The sequence below is a fragment of the Escherichia sp. WS1451 genome, assembly GCF_046487365.1.
Taxonomy (GTDB): domain Bacteria; phylum Pseudomonadota; class Gammaproteobacteria; order Enterobacterales; family Enterobacteriaceae; genus Escherichia; species Escherichia coli.
On record NZ_JBJQJP010000002.1, the window covers coordinates 385,016 to 398,306 of the forward strand.

General features: G+C 50.2%; 14 protein-coding genes. 8 read left to right on the top strand and 6 right to left on the bottom strand.

The genetic code is table 11. The features are described 5' to 3' along the window. Positions 1–521: 521 nt before the first annotated feature. Together pntA and pntB are read left to right on the top strand one after the other, a co-directional pair. Complete coding sequence (gene pntA / locus ACJHX7_RS04735; protein WP_001298661.1) at positions 522–2,054, top strand: Re/Si-specific NAD(P)(+) transhydrogenase subunit alpha; 1,533 nt, start codon at positions 522–524, stop codon at positions 2,052–2,054. A gap of 10 nt (positions 2,055–2,064) precedes the next feature. Beyond that, positions 2,065–3,453 (top strand): Re/Si-specific NAD(P)(+) transhydrogenase subunit beta, encoded by a 1,389-nt coding sequence (gene pntB / locus ACJHX7_RS04740; protein ID WP_000014031.1) that lies wholly within the window; start codon positions 2,065–2,067, stop codon positions 3,451–3,453. 24 nt (positions 3,454–3,477) lie between these two features. Here pntB and tqsA read toward each other — a convergent pair whose 3' ends face one another. Continuing rightward, positions 3,478–4,512, bottom strand: a complete 1,035-nt coding sequence (gene tqsA, locus ACJHX7_RS04745) for an AI-2 transporter TqsA (protein ID WP_001118219.1) — start codon at positions 4,510–4,512, stop codon at positions 3,478–3,480. Between the two features lie 411 nt (positions 4,513–4,923). Between tqsA and mdtJ the strand changes: the two genes are divergently transcribed. Together mdtJ and mdtI are read left to right on the top strand one after the other, a co-directional pair. Further along, positions 4,924–5,289, top strand: a complete 366-nt coding sequence (gene mdtJ, locus ACJHX7_RS04750) for a multidrug/spermidine efflux SMR transporter subunit MdtJ (protein ID WP_000276149.1) — start codon at positions 4,924–4,926, stop codon at positions 5,287–5,289. Next, complete coding sequence (gene mdtI, locus ACJHX7_RS04755; RefSeq protein WP_000046661.1) at positions 5,276–5,605, top strand: multidrug/spermidine efflux SMR transporter subunit MdtI; 330 nt, start codon at positions 5,276–5,278, stop codon at positions 5,603–5,605. The genes mdtJ and mdtI overlap by 14 nt, the downstream gene beginning before the upstream one ends. A gap of 38 nt (positions 5,606–5,643) precedes the next feature. Here mdtI and ACJHX7_RS04760 read toward each other — a convergent pair whose 3' ends face one another. From ACJHX7_RS04760 to asr, 3 genes are all read right to left on the bottom strand, one after another. Beyond that, positions 5,644–6,465 (bottom strand): trypsin-like serine peptidase, encoded by an 822-nt coding sequence (locus ACJHX7_RS04760; protein WP_001260849.1) that lies wholly within the window; start codon positions 6,463–6,465, stop codon positions 5,644–5,646. A 99-nt stretch (positions 6,466–6,564) separates the two neighbouring features. Beyond that, complete coding sequence (locus ACJHX7_RS04765; RefSeq protein ID WP_000233090.1) at positions 6,565–6,648, bottom strand: hypothetical protein; 84 nt, start codon at positions 6,646–6,648, stop codon at positions 6,565–6,567. A gap of 92 nt (positions 6,649–6,740) precedes the next feature. Continuing rightward, complete coding sequence (gene asr, locus ACJHX7_RS04770) at positions 6,741–7,049, bottom strand: acid resistance repetitive basic protein Asr (RefSeq protein ID WP_001571473.1); 309 nt, start codon at positions 7,047–7,049, stop codon at positions 6,741–6,743. A 270-nt stretch (positions 7,050–7,319) separates the two neighbouring features. Between asr and ACJHX7_RS04775 the strand changes: the two genes are divergently transcribed. Then, positions 7,320–7,424: a KPN_01571 family protein gene (locus ACJHX7_RS04775; RefSeq protein WP_001351109.1), complete on the top strand. Its 105-nt coding sequence runs from the start codon at positions 7,320–7,322 to the stop codon at positions 7,422–7,424. A 48-nt stretch (positions 7,425–7,472) separates the two neighbouring features. On the opposite strand, the gene ACJHX7_RS04780 is transcribed toward ACJHX7_RS04775, so the two are convergent. Further along, a complete protein-coding gene (locus ACJHX7_RS04780; RefSeq protein WP_000091840.1) occupies positions 7,473–8,726 on the bottom strand; it encodes an MFS transporter in 1,254 nt (417 codons plus the stop codon). Between the two features lie 106 nt (positions 8,727–8,832). Between ACJHX7_RS04780 and ACJHX7_RS04785 the strand changes: the two genes are divergently transcribed. From ACJHX7_RS04785 to bioD, 3 genes are all read left to right on the top strand, one after another. Continuing rightward, entirely contained in the window at positions 8,833–9,726 is an 894-nt protein-coding gene (locus ACJHX7_RS04785; protein ID WP_077516074.1) for a LysR family transcriptional regulator, read from the top strand. 134 nt (positions 9,727–9,860) lie between these two features. Continuing rightward, the gene (gene mlc / locus ACJHX7_RS04790) at positions 9,861–11,081 is read left to right on the top strand and encodes a sugar metabolism global transcriptional regulator Mlc (RefSeq protein ID WP_000225257.1); all 1,221 of its coding nucleotides are present in this window, start codon (positions 9,861–9,863) and stop codon (positions 11,079–11,081) included. A gap of 124 nt (positions 11,082–11,205) precedes the next feature. Beyond that, a complete protein-coding gene (gene bioD / locus ACJHX7_RS04795) occupies positions 11,206–11,901 on the top strand; it encodes a dethiobiotin synthase (RefSeq protein ID WP_094029653.1) in 696 nt (231 codons plus the stop codon). Here bioD and clcB read toward each other — a convergent pair. After that, entirely contained in the window at positions 11,854–13,146 is a 1,293-nt protein-coding gene (gene clcB / locus ACJHX7_RS04800) for a voltage-gated ClC-type chloride channel ClcB (RefSeq protein WP_071586384.1), read from the bottom strand. The genes bioD and clcB overlap by 48 nt on opposite strands. Positions 13,147–13,291: the final 145 nt, after the last annotated feature.

Below are 13,291 nucleotides of genomic sequence, written 5' to 3' on the forward strand. Positions count from 1 at the left end.
AATAATCCTTCGCCTTGCGCAAACCAGGTACTGGTATTGTTATTAACGAGAAACGTGGCTGATTATTGCATTTAAACGGTGTAACTGTCTGCGTCATTTTTCATATCACATTCCTTAAGCCAATTTTAATCCTGCTCAAATGACCGTCTATGCTTAAAAAAACAGCCGTATCAGCATCAATACTACTGAAGCAACTGAATTGTATAAGTTAATTTAATGTTAAGTAGTGATTCGTACCGGGGCGATGTCTCGTTTTACCTGACCGTCGAAGACAATTATCAGTCTTTATCCGGCGTTCTAAGGTGTTTATCCCACTATCACGGCTGAATCGTTAATATTTTGCGAGTTCACGCCGAAATACTGATTTTTGGCGCTAGATCACAGGCATAATTTTCAGTACGTTATAGGGCGTTTGTTACTAATTTATTTTAACGGAGTAACATTTAGCTCGTACATGAGCGGCTTGTGTGGCTCCTGACACAGGCAAACCATCATCAATAAAACCGATGGAAGGGAATATCATGCGAATTGGCATACCAAGAGAACGGTTAACCAATGAAACCCGTGTTGCAGCAACGCCAAAAACAGTGGAACAGCTGCTGAAACTGGGTTTTACCGTCGCGGTAGAGAGCGGCGCGGGTCAACTGGCAAGTTTTGACGATAAAGCGTTTGTGCAAGCGGGCGCTGAAATTGTAGAAGGGAATAGCGTCTGGCAGTCAGAGATCATTCTGAAGGTCAATGCGCCGTTAGATGATGAAATTGCGTTACTGAATCCTGGGACAACGCTGGTGAGTTTTATCTGGCCTGCGCAGAATCCGGAATTAATGCAAAAACTTGCGGAACGTAACGTGACCGTGATGGCGATGGACTCTGTGCCGCGTATCTCACGCGCACAATCGCTGGACGCGCTAAGCTCGATGGCGAACATCGCCGGTTATCGCGCCATTGTTGAAGCGGCACATGAATTTGGGCGCTTCTTTACCGGGCAAATTACTGCGGCCGGGAAAGTGCCACCGGCAAAAGTGATGGTGATTGGTGCGGGTGTTGCAGGTCTGGCCGCCATTGGCGCAGCAAACAGTCTCGGCGCGATTGTGCGTGCATTCGACACCCGCCCGGAAGTGAAAGAACAAGTTCAAAGTATGGGCGCGGAATTCCTCGAGCTGGATTTTAAAGAGGAAGCGGGCAGCGGCGATGGCTATGCCAAAGTGATGTCGGACGCGTTCATCAAAGCGGAAATGGAACTCTTTGCCGCCCAGGCAAAAGAGGTCGATATCATTGTCACCACCGCGCTTATTCCAGGCAAACCAGCGCCGAAGCTAATTACCCGTGAAATGGTTGACTCCATGAAGGCGGGCAGTGTGATTGTCGACCTGGCAGCCCAAAACGGCGGCAACTGTGAATACACCGTGCCGGGTGAAATCTTCACTACGGAAAATGGTGTCAAAGTGATTGGTTATACCGATCTTCCGGGCCGTCTGCCGACGCAATCCTCACAGCTTTACGGTACTAACCTCGTTAATCTGCTGAAACTGTTGTGCAAAGAGAAAGACGGCAACATCACTGTGGATTTTGATGATGTGGTGATTCGTGGCGTGACCGTGATCCGTGCGGGCGAAATTACCTGGCCGGCACCGCCGATTCAGGTATCAGCTCAGCCGCAGGCGGCACAAAAAGCGGCACCGGAAGTGAAAACTGAGGAAAAATGTGCCTGCTCACCGTGGCGTAAATACGCGTTGATGGCGTTGGCAATCATCCTTTTCGGCTGGATGGCAAGCGTTGCGCCAAAAGAGTTCCTTGGACACTTCACTGTGTTCGCGCTGGCCTGCGTTGTCGGTTATTACGTGGTGTGGAATGTATCGCACGCGCTGCATACACCGTTGATGTCGGTCACCAACGCGATTTCAGGGATTATTGTTGTCGGAGCACTGTTGCAGATTGGCCAGGGCGGCTGGGTTAGCTTCCTTAGTTTTATCGCGGTGCTTATAGCCAGCATTAATATTTTCGGTGGCTTCACCGTGACTCAGCGCATGCTGAAAATGTTCCGCAAAAATTAAGGGGTAACATATGTCTGGAGGATTAGTTACAGCTGCATACATTGTTGCCGCGATCCTGTTTATCTTTAGTCTGGCCGGGCTTTCGAAACATGAAACGTCTCGCCAGGGTAACAACTTCGGTATCGCCGGGATGGCGATTGCGTTAATCGCAACCATTTTTGGACCGGATACGGGTAATGTTGGCTGGATCTTGCTGGCGATGGTCATTGGTGGGGCAATTGGTATCCGTCTGGCGAAGAAAGTTGAAATGACCGAAATGCCAGAACTGGTGGCGATCCTGCATAGCTTCGTGGGTCTGGCGGCAGTGCTGGTTGGCTTTAACAGCTATCTGCATCATGACGCGGGAATGGCACCGATTCTGGTCAATATTCACCTGACGGAAGTGTTCCTCGGTATCTTCATCGGGGCGGTAACGTTTACAGGTTCGGTGGTGGCGTTCGGCAAACTGTGTGGCAAGATTTCTTCTAAACCGTTGATGCTGCCAAACCGTCACAAAATGAACCTGGCGGCTCTGATCGTTTCCTTCCTGCTGCTGATTGTATTTGTTCGCACGGATAGCGTCGGCCTGCAAGTGCTGGCATTGCTGATAATGACCGCCATTGCGCTGGTATTCGGCTGGCATTTAGTCGCCTCCATCGGTGGTGCAGATATGCCAGTGGTGGTGTCGATGCTGAACTCGTACTCCGGCTGGGCGGCTGCGGCTGCGGGCTTTATGCTCAGCAACGACCTGCTGATTGTGACCGGTGCGCTGGTCGGTTCTTCGGGGGCTATCCTTTCTTACATTATGTGTAAGGCGATGAACCGTTCCTTTATCAGCGTTATTGCGGGTGGTTTCGGCACCGACGGCTCTTCTACTGGTGATGATCAGGAAGTGGGCGAGCACCGCGAAATCACTGCAGAAGAGACAGCGGAACTGCTGAAAAACTCCCATTCAGTGATCATTACTCCGGGGTACGGCATGGCAGTCGCGCAGGCGCAATATCCTGTCGCTGAAATTACTGAGAAATTGCGCGCTCGTGGTATTAATGTGCGTTTCGGTATCCACCCGGTTGCGGGGCGTTTGCCTGGACATATGAACGTATTGCTGGCTGAAGCAAAAGTACCGTATGACATCGTGCTGGAAATGGACGAGATCAACGATGACTTTGCTGATACCGATACCGTACTGGTGATTGGTGCTAACGATACGGTTAACCCGGCGGCGCAGGATGATCCGAAGAGTCCGATTGCTGGTATGCCTGTTCTGGAAGTGTGGAAAGCGCAGAACGTGATTGTCTTTAAACGTTCGATGAACACTGGCTATGCTGGTGTGCAAAACCCGCTGTTCTTCAAGGAAAACACCCACATGCTGTTTGGTGACGCCAAAGCCAGCGTGGATGCAATCCTGAAAGCTCTGTAACCCTGACGGCCTCTGCGGAGGCCGTCACTCTTTGTTGAGATCGCTTAACAGAACGGCGATGCTTTGACCTCCCGTTGTTTGTTCAAGCGCAATTTTGACAATAATTGTTAACGGCACGGAAAGCAGCATACCCACCGGTCCTAACAACCATCCCCAAAAAATCAACGACAAAAATACCACCAATGTGGAAAGCCCCAGCCCACGTCCCATGATGCGCGGCTCCAGAATATTGCCGAAGACCAGATTAATTAGCAGATATCCCGCCAGCACCAGCAACGCTTCGTAGAAGCCATTAAACACCAGTACCTGAGCGATAGGGGGGATTGCCGCGAGAACTGAACCAATATTAGGGATGTAATTAAGCGCAAAGGCCAGCAATCCCCAGACAAAAGCGAAGCGAACATCGAGTGCGGCGAGCATCGCCCAGGCGACCAGGCCGGTGATGATGCTGATGGCTGTTTTCAGCACCAGATAATGAGACACACTGTCAATCGCACGCTGAATCGCCGCCATCCCTTCAACCGGACGCACCATCATTTGCTGAAATTTTCCGGGCAATTGTGGCACTTCGAGCAACATAAACAGCACCGTCAGCAGCAATAAAAAGATTGATGACATGGCATTAGATAACTGCGTCAATAAGTTGGTGAGCAACGTCATTGCCGCGTTCGGATCAATGTAATGCGCCAGTTGGTCAACTGAGACATCAATCCCTACGCGTTGCAACAACGGTTCAATCGCTTGCAGCGGCGTCATAATAGAGTTGCGATATTGCGGTAACGTCCGCGTCAACTCGTTGAGCGCGGAACCCAGATAAGCTAACAGCAACACCATCGCCATCACGATGATGGTCATCAAAATCGACACCGCCAGTACACGCGGCACTCGCCAGCGGACCATGTGTTGCACCAGCGGGTTAAGAATAACAGCAATAAATAATGCGAGAATAAACGGCACGATGATCTCGGCGGCAAAACGGATACCGCAGAGAATAATGACCAGCATTCCCAACATAATGACGATTTTTAGGCCATTGAGCGTGATGATCGGCTTTGCCATGCTTGTCCCCGTTTTTTCTTCCTTTGCTAATAATAATGTCTTTTTCGCTCCGTCATCATAACGAAAATCAAACCGCTCAGGTAAAGAAGTGAAAATATTTTGAGTTAATTCTTAAGCTATGATACAAAACAGGCGTGTTCAACTACCGAGGACAATTATCATCCGCGATGACGAGAAGCAACACTGCGGATAATTGTAATATTATGGACAATTTGTTCAGGACGTTATTTTCTACATTTACCCATCTTCGTACCTCATCCACTATCTTGCTCGTAGGTGAGCAGCACTGGCGCAACGCGCTTTAGTCCTTTCTCCTGCTTAAGCTTGCGCTATGCGCGGGGCTTGACCACTTTACTTTGGTTTCGCTGAATTAAGCGAAAATTAAAATAATTCTCTTGCAGGAGAAGGACAATGTATATTTATTGGATTTTATTAGGTCTGGCTATTGCTACAGAAATTACCGGTACGCTGTCTATGAAATGGGCGAGCGTCAGTGAGGGAAATGGCGGCTTTATTTTAATGCTGGTGATGATTTCTCTGTCGTATATATTTCTCTCTTTCGCCGTTAAAAAGATCGCCTTAGGCGTGGCTTATGCGCTGTGGGAAGGTATCGGTATTTTATTTATTACCTTGTTTAGCGTTTTGTTATTCGACGAAAGTTTATCGCTGATGAAAATTGCCGGGTTAACCACCCTGGTCGCCGGGATTGTGTTGATCAAATCAGGTACTCGTAAAGCGCGTAAACCTGAACTGGAGGTGAACCATGGCGCAGTTTGAATGGGTTCACGCCGCCTGGCTGGCATTGGCAATCGTGCTGGAAATCGTTGCTAACGTCTTTTTGAAATTTTCTGACGGCTTTCGTCGCAAAATATTTGGCTTGCTCTCCCTGGCGGCGGTGCTGGCTGCCTTTAGTGCGCTTTCTCAGGCCGTTAAAGGGATCGACTTGTCTGTCGCTTATGCATTGTGGGGCGGGTTTGGTATTGCCGCCACGTTAGCCGCAGGTTGGATCTTGTTTGGTCAACGGTTAAATCGTAAAGGCTGGATTGGCCTGGTCTTGCTGTTGGCTGGAATGATCATGGTGAAACTTGCCTGATGAACACGCTGCCCGCACTGTCGGGCAGCGTTTGAACATTATTTTTGCGACAGTTGATCCAGCTTGTCGCGAAAACCGGTAACAGAAATGGCCCGGTTATCGGCGCGCCAGCGATCTTTCGCGGCAGGAGCCGAACTTTGCACCCCAATTAATTGCCAGCCGTCATCGGTATGCAACATCAGAGGCGAACCGCTGTCTCCCGGCAAGGTATCGCACTGATGCGACATCACCGACGTTTGCGCCCAGCCAGTCACTTCACAGTTTTGATGACTGTACAACGTATCGAGATGATCTTCAGGGTATCCTGCCTGAGTCACTTTACGACCTGCCGCTTTTAATGCGGCGGTAAGCGCGGCTTTATCTCCCTCAAATAACGGCAATGGTGTAATGCCAGAAGGGGGATTACGTAGCACAATCAAACCGAAGTCCCACGGCGCAGCTGCGGGAGGTACAATCCAGCCATCCCCATCTGCTTTTAACCGCTTTCCCAGTGTCGGGTCAACGCGGCCTTCTATGTCGTGGATCTCATAGCGCCAAAGACCTTTATTTGACACAAAACGCAGCGCTACCGCTTTATCGGCTTTACCCTTTGGCGGCGTCAATAAACAGTGTCCTGCCGTTAATGCCAGATTGGGTGCAATCAGCGTCGCCGTACATAAATTGCCGCTGGCCGTTTCCAGTTGGCCAACCGCATCCCACGGTGATTGGGTCGTGTCATTCACTGGCACACGATCATCATGACCAAAAAACAGGGTGCTGACCTCATCGTTTGCCGATTTGGCAACGTCTGGTTTATCTGCAAACACAAAAGCAGACGTCAAACTAATTGCACCCAACACTACAGCAATGGTTGTACGCATATCACACTCTGGTGGGTAATTATGATTATTAAAAGCAAACCCTCATAAATACTATAGACGGGACGGGATGAAAGTGGGAGTAAAATCAGATAACTACGATCAGGAAAGATAAAAACGGGCGGCAATCAGTGCGCATAAAATAAGGATGATAAGAATGAACTCAAAGCGATAACGGCCCACCATACTACCCTCCGCTAAAGGCGGTGCTAAACGTTACCCGCTTAGCACCGTAATTTTCAGGCGCGAGGGGGCGCGCCAGCATTACTGTTGAAAACTTACGCTGCGGGTTGTGCAGCAGGTTTTGCCGGTTGCTGATGGCTGTGTTTCTTGGCGTGTTTCTTCGCTGCCTGCGCTTTTTGTTCAGGAGCTTTCTGTTCAGCTTTCGCATTTTTATGATGCTTTTTAGCCGCCTGCGCTTTCTGGGCAGGTGCTGCTTTATGCTGTTTTTTATGATGTGTAGTTTTCGCCGGCGCTGCTTTGGTGGTCGTCGCAGTCGGAGCAGGTGTGGTCACAGTTTCTGCAGCAAAGGCGGCAGAAGACAGACCCATAGCAGCGGCAACAACCAGAGCTAATACTTTTTTCATTGTCATACCCTCAATTTGTTTTTTCATTTAACCCCACTGCGGGGCCGTTGAAATAACTATATCCCTGGGAATGGCAGACTTCCGTGAGTGGTTGGTTTCAGCGTGTAACGATATGTACAAACGCTGAATAAATTACAGCGTTGATAATAACGTATTGTGACTTAAGGGAAATTTAGCTACCAATAATAGTAGTCTTGATCGGGTTAACTATTTTACTACTTACAAAGCGGTAGAATAACTGCGCATCAGTAATAAATGACACATAGCAAAATGAATCCGTTTATTTGGGTACTTATAATCCTGATGACGCTAGATGCGCTGCGGGAATTGGCTGGCGCTTCGTCTATTTTAGGATGGCTATTAACGTTGGTTTGAGCAGGCAATAAGTCCGGATGGGTATTTACCGCAGTCCGGACTTATTTTTCAGGCGTGCAGACGACGATGCAAACGCGTCCCGACCAGCAGAGCAATGACCAGCATCAGAGCAATAAATGCGCCGACGCCGTTCCAGCCATAGTTATGCCAGAAAACACCACCCAGCGTCCCGGCAATACTCGACCCCAGATAGTAACTGAACAGATACAGCGAGGAGGCCTGGCCTTTAGCGCGTTTTGCGCGGGGGCCGATCCAGCTGCTGGCAACGGAGTGGGCTGCGAAGAATCCGGCTGAGAAGAGTAACATTCCGGCAAAGATCAGCCACAGCGAGCTGAATAAGGTCATCAATAAACCAAACAGCATAACTCCCGTCGAAAACAACATCACCGGACCGCGCCCATAGCGGGTGGTCATGGTTCCGGCTTTGGGTGAGCTCCATGTACCGGTCAAATAGGCCAGCGATAATAAGCCAACCACGGCCTGACTGACATGCCAGGGGGAAAGCATCAACCGATAGCCGATGTAATTAAACAGCGTGACGAACGACCCCATCAGCAAAAAGCCTTCTGCGAACAATAACGGTAATCCCCGGTCACGCCAGTGCAGACGAAAGTTGATAAACAACGTCTTAGGTCGCAGCGAAGTCGGGCGAAAATGGCGTGATTCAGGGAGGATTTTCCAGAACATTAACGCCGAGGCCAGCGCGAAACAACCGATTGCCGCCAGCGCAATTCGCCAGTTGAAAAAGTCCGTGAAGACACCGCTAATTAAGCGTCCGCTCATGCCGCCAATTGAGTTGCCGCTGATATACAACCCCATCGAAAAGGCCACGAAACTGGGGTGGATTTCCTCGCTAAGATAAGTCATGCCAACAGCTGCTACGCCACTTAACGAAAGCCCAATCAAGGCGCGCATAATCAAAATGCCGTGCCAGCTGGTCATCATTGTCGAAAGTAACGTACAAATGGAGGCCAACAGTAGCGCCGTGACCATCACTGGTTTGCGACCAATGGCATCGGATAACGGGCCAGTAAACAGCAAACCGATAGCCAACATCGCCGTGGAAATGGACAGTGAAATACTACTGTTCGCGGGCGTTAAGCCAAACTCCTGCGAAAGCACCGGAAGGATAGGTTGCACACAATAGAGAAGTGCGAAGGTTGCCAGTCCGGCAGAGAACAGCGCCAGGGTGACGCGCATAAATTGCGGCGTACCGCGTTTAATAAATTGATTTGGCTGAGAAATGCTTTGCTTGTCAGTGTCGCTTGCCGGAGCGCCATCAACAGTTGTAGTACGGCTCACTTGAAATCCTTGCTAAATATGCCTGTGGATCAGGCTTATGGATAGATTAGGAAAATCGAATTGTTCTGTCTAATATATTAATAATCTCAAATAAGATGTTTTAAATATGAATATTGAACTTCGTCATCTGCGTTACTTTGTTGCGGTTGCAGAAGAGCTGCATTTCGGGCGCGCCGCTGCCCGCCTGAATATTTCGCAACCACCGCTAAGTCAGCAGATTCAGGCGCTGGAGCAACAAATTGGTGCCCGACTGCTGGCACGAACCAATCGCAGTGTATTGCTGACGGCATCAGGAAAACAGTTTCTTGCAGATAGTCGGCAAATCCTGTCTATGGTGGATGACGCTGCCGCTCGCGCTGAAAGACTGCATCAGGGTGAAGCGGGGGAGTTGCGTATTGGTTTTACTTCGTCCGCTCCTTTTATTCGGGCGGTGTCTGATACGTTATCGCTGTTTCGCCGTGATTATCCCGATGTCCATTTACAAACCCGCGAAATGAACACTCGCGAGCAAATCGCTCCGCTCATTGAAGGAACGCTGGATATGGGATTGCTGCGTAACACAGCGTTACCGGAGACGCTTGAACACGCAGTCATCGTCCATGAACCGCTTATGGCGATGATCCCGCACGATCATCCCCTGGCAAATAACCCGAGTGTAACGCTGGCTGAACTGGCGAAAGAACCCTTTGTCTTTTTTGATCCGCACGTCGGGACAGGGCTGTATGACGATATTCTCGGGCTGATGAGACGTTACAATTTGACGCCCGTCATCACTCAGGAGGTGGGTGAGGCAATGACCATCATCGGTCTGGTTTCCGCTGGTCTGGGCGTTTCAATTTTGCCTGCGTCATTTAAACGTGTTCAGCTCAACGAAATGCGCTGGGTGCCGATTGCTGAAGAGGATGCGGTTTCTGAAATGTGGTTGGTCTGGCCGAAACATCATGAACAAAGTCCAGCTGCGCGAAACTTTCGTATTCATCTGCTGAATGCTCTCAGGTGAGGGAAATTTCAGCGAAAAAGCCCGAAAAATGTGCTGTTAATCACATGCCTAAGTAAAAATTTGACGACACGTATTGAAGTGCTTCACCATAGCCTACAGATTATTTCGGAGCGCGAAAATATAGGGAGTATGCGGTGGTTGCTGAAAATCAGCCTGGGCACATTGATCAAATAAAGCAGACCAACGCGGGCGCGGTTTATCGCCTGATTGATCAGCTTGGTCCAGTCTCGCGTATCGATCTTTCCCGTCTGGCGCAACTGGCTCCTGCCAGTATCACTAAAATTGTCCGTGAGATGCTCGAAGCACACCTGGTGCAAGAGCTGGAAATCAAAGAAGCGGGGAACCGTGGCCGTCCGGCGGTGGGTCTGGTGGTTGAAACTGAAGCCTGGCACTATCTTTCTCTGCGCATTAGTCGCGGGGAGATTTTCCTTGCTCTGCGCGATCTGAGCAGCAAACTGGTGGTGGAGGAGGCGCAGGAACTGGCGTTAAAAGATGACTCACCATTGCTGGATCGTATCATTTCCCATATCGATCAGTTTTTTATCCGCCACCAGAAAAAACTTGAGCGTCTAACTTCGATTGCCATAACCTTGCCGGGAATTATTGATACGGAAAATGGCATTGTACATCGCATGCCGTTCTACGAGGATGTAAAAGAGATGCCGCTCGGCGAGGCGCTGGAGCAGCATACCGGCGTACCGGTTTATATCCAGCATGATATCAGCGCATGGACGATGGCAGAGGCCTTGTTTGGTGCCTCACGCGGGGCGCGCGATGTGATTCAGGTGGTTATCGATCACAACGTGGGGGCGGGCGTCATTACCGATGGTCATCTGCTACACGCCGGCAGCAGTAGCCTCGTGGAAATAGGTCACACGCAGGTCGACCCGTATGGGAAACGCTGTTATTGCGGGAATCACGGCTGCCTCGAAACCATCGCCAGTGTGGACAGTATTCTTGAGCTGGCACAGCTGCGTCTCAATCAATCCATGAGCTCGATGTTACATGGACAGCCGTTAACCGTGGACTCATTGTGTCAGGCGGCATTGCGCGGCGATCTACTGGCAAAAGACATCATTACCGGGGTGGGCGCGCATGTCGGGCGCATTCTTGCCATCATGGTGAATTTATTTAACCCACAAAAAATACTGATTGGCTCACCGTTAAGTAAAGCGGCAGATATCCTCTTCCCGGTCATCTCGGACAGCATCCGTCAGCAGGCCCTTCCTGCGTATAGTCAGCACATTAGCGTTGAGAGTACTCAGTTTTCTAACCAGGGTACGATGGCAGGGGCTGCGCTAGTAAAAGACGCGATGTATAACGGTTCTTTGTTGATTCGTCTGTTGCAGGGTTAACATTTTTTAACTGTTCTACCAAAATTTGCGCTATCTCAATTTGGGCCAGGAAAGCATAACTTAGACTTTCAAGGTTAATTATTTTCCTGGTTTATATTTGTGAAGCATAACGGTGGAGTTAGTGATGCTGAAGCGTTTCTTTATTACCGGTACAGACACTTCTGTAGGGAAAACGGTGGTTTCCCGCGCATTGCTACAAGCGTTAGCCTCCCAGGGAAAAACGGTTGCGGGATATAAACCCGTAGCGAAGGGGAGCAAAGAGACACCCGAAGGGCTGCGTAATAAAGATGCCCTGGTGTTGCAGAGTGTTTCAACCATCGAACTGCCTTATGAAGCAGTTAATCCTATCGCGTTAAGCGAAGAAGAAAGTAGCGTGGCGCACAGTTGCCCAATCAATTACACCCTCATTTCAAACGGCCTGGCAAACCTGAACGATAAAGTCGATCATGTGGTGGTAGAAGGGACTGGCGGCTGGCGCAGTCTGATGAATGATTTGCGTCCGCTCTCTGAATGGGTGGTGCAGGAACAACTGCCGGTGTTGATGGTTGTCGGTATTCAGGAAGGTTGCATTAACCATGCACTGCTAACAGCTCAGGCGATTGCCAACGACGGGCTGCCGCTCATTGGCTGGGTGGCTAACCGAATCAACCCAGGACTTGCGCATTATGCGGAAATCATTGATGTGCTCGGTAAAAAACTTCCGGCACCGCTCATTGGTGAACTGCCTTATCTGCCGCGCGCCGAACAGCGTGAACTGGGGCAATACATCCGCTTAGCTATGCTTCGCAGTGTGCTGGCGGTAGATAGAGTCACGGTGTAACGTCCGCGAAATTACCGACGCAATTACGCAGGCAATCAATAAACCGGGGAGTAGCTGATACTCCCCGGTCATTTCACATATCATCAACGTCGACATAATCGGCGCGTGCGTGGTTGCCGCCAACAGTGTCGCCATCCCGGTCAATCCGAGTAAAAGCGTAATTTCTTCGCCATCAGGGAACCATAATCCCAGGCTACGACCATACAACATGCCAATGGCAAGACCGATAAATAGTGTCGGTGTAAAGACACCACCGGGCGCGCCAGAACCACTACTCGCCAGCACGGCAAACAGTTTACAGAGGAAGATCCCGGCAATGATCATTAACAGTGGCGGGGCGGTTAAAAAGGATTGTACGGTGCTATAGCCGTTGCCCCACACTGCAGGTGTGAACAGGGAAAGCAGACCCACGATCAACCCGCCCAGTGCCAGTTGCCAGGGCGGCGCAAGTTTGAGACTTACAAATCCACGATGACAGGCGTTCATTAACGTTAACAACAGTGGTCCGCACAGACCTGCCAGCACACCTGTACTGATAATCAGCGCATAGTCACGAGCCTGAACCGTCACTGAGAGTTGTACGCTGTAGAGTAACGCGTCGCTATGATTAATCAGATTGCTAACCAGCAACGCCACGACGGCGGAAATAATCACCGGGCCGAGAGAGGCCAACATCATAGTGCCAAACAGCACTTCGGCTATAAATAAACTGCCAGCAAGCGGGGCACGATAGGCCGCAGCCATTCCCGCCGCAGCTCCACAGGCGATCCATAATTTCCACTCCTGGCGTGGCGTAAAACGTTGGGCAAAACAGGAGGCGGCAAGGGCAGCTAAAAGAATCATCGCACCTTCGCGACCAATTGCACTGCCGCTGGTTACTACCAGCAGAGAGGCAAGCGATTTAACCAGGCTTGCTGCGTAATCGAACTGACCATCGGTTTGCAACGCTTCCATGTAATCGGTCGGCGCATGAGGGCGTTGCTGGGTAAATTTCTGCCAGCCCATCAGCAACAAACCCGCCGCCAGTCCGCCGAGCGCCGGAGTTAGCAACCGTCGCCATGGGGAAAGATTTGTCGCTGCATTGACCAGACTGCCGGAGTCATTATTGAGGAACAACCACTCCAGTAGCAGCATTGCATGACGAAACCCGGCAACGGCAAAGGCCGCAAGAATACCGACGACTGTTGCGATAAGCAGACGGCGGAACATAGTGCGCAGATCCGGATAGATGTGTAGATGATGCATGAGCAGAAATGGGCAATGAAACACGGGCGACTATTTTGCGGCAAAAGAGGCCAGCCGCAAAAGCAGTGCGTGCTTTAAGAGATAAAAAAACGTGACACTGTAACGTATTATTGCCGAATCGCGCGTAATCGTCACCATCCGGCAA

Excerpts from the sequence above, each read along its gene's own strand:
- pntA (WP_001298661.1), top strand. The coding sequence starts at position 522 with ATGCGAATTGGCATACCAAGAGAACGGTTAACCAATGAAACCCGTGTT.
- pntB (WP_000014031.1), top strand. The coding sequence starts at position 2,065 with ATGTCTGGAGGATTAGTTACAGCTGCATACATTGTTGCCGCGATCCTG.
- tqsA (WP_001118219.1), bottom strand. The coding sequence starts at position 4,512 with ATGGCAAAGCCGATCATCACGCTCAATGGCCTAAAAATCGTCATTATG.
- mdtJ (WP_000276149.1), top strand. The coding sequence starts at position 4,924 with ATGTATATTTATTGGATTTTATTAGGTCTGGCTATTGCTACAGAAATT.
- mdtI (WP_000046661.1), top strand. The coding sequence starts at position 5,276 with ATGGCGCAGTTTGAATGGGTTCACGCCGCCTGGCTGGCATTGGCAATC.
- ACJHX7_RS04760 (WP_001260849.1), bottom strand. The coding sequence starts at position 6,465 with ATGCGTACAACCATTGCTGTAGTGTTGGGTGCAATTAGTTTGACGTCT.
- ACJHX7_RS04765 (WP_000233090.1), bottom strand. The coding sequence starts at position 6,648 with ATGGTGGGCCGTTATCGCTTTGAGTTCATTCTTATCATCCTTATTTTA.
- asr (WP_001571473.1), bottom strand. The coding sequence starts at position 7,049 with ATGAAAAAAGTATTAGCTCTGGTTGTTGCCGCTGCTATGGGTCTGTCT.
- ACJHX7_RS04775 (WP_001351109.1), top strand. The coding sequence starts at position 7,320 with ATGAATCCGTTTATTTGGGTACTTATAATCCTGATGACGCTAGATGCG.
- ACJHX7_RS04785 (WP_077516074.1), top strand. The coding sequence starts at position 8,833 with ATGAATATTGAACTTCGTCATCTGCGTTACTTTGTTGCGGTTGCAGAA.
- bioD (WP_094029653.1), top strand. The coding sequence starts at position 11,206 with ATGCTGAAGCGTTTCTTTATTACCGGTACAGACACTTCTGTAGGGAAA.
- clcB (WP_071586384.1), bottom strand. The coding sequence starts at position 13,146 with ATGCATCATCTACACATCTATCCGGATCTGCGCACTATGTTCCGCCGT.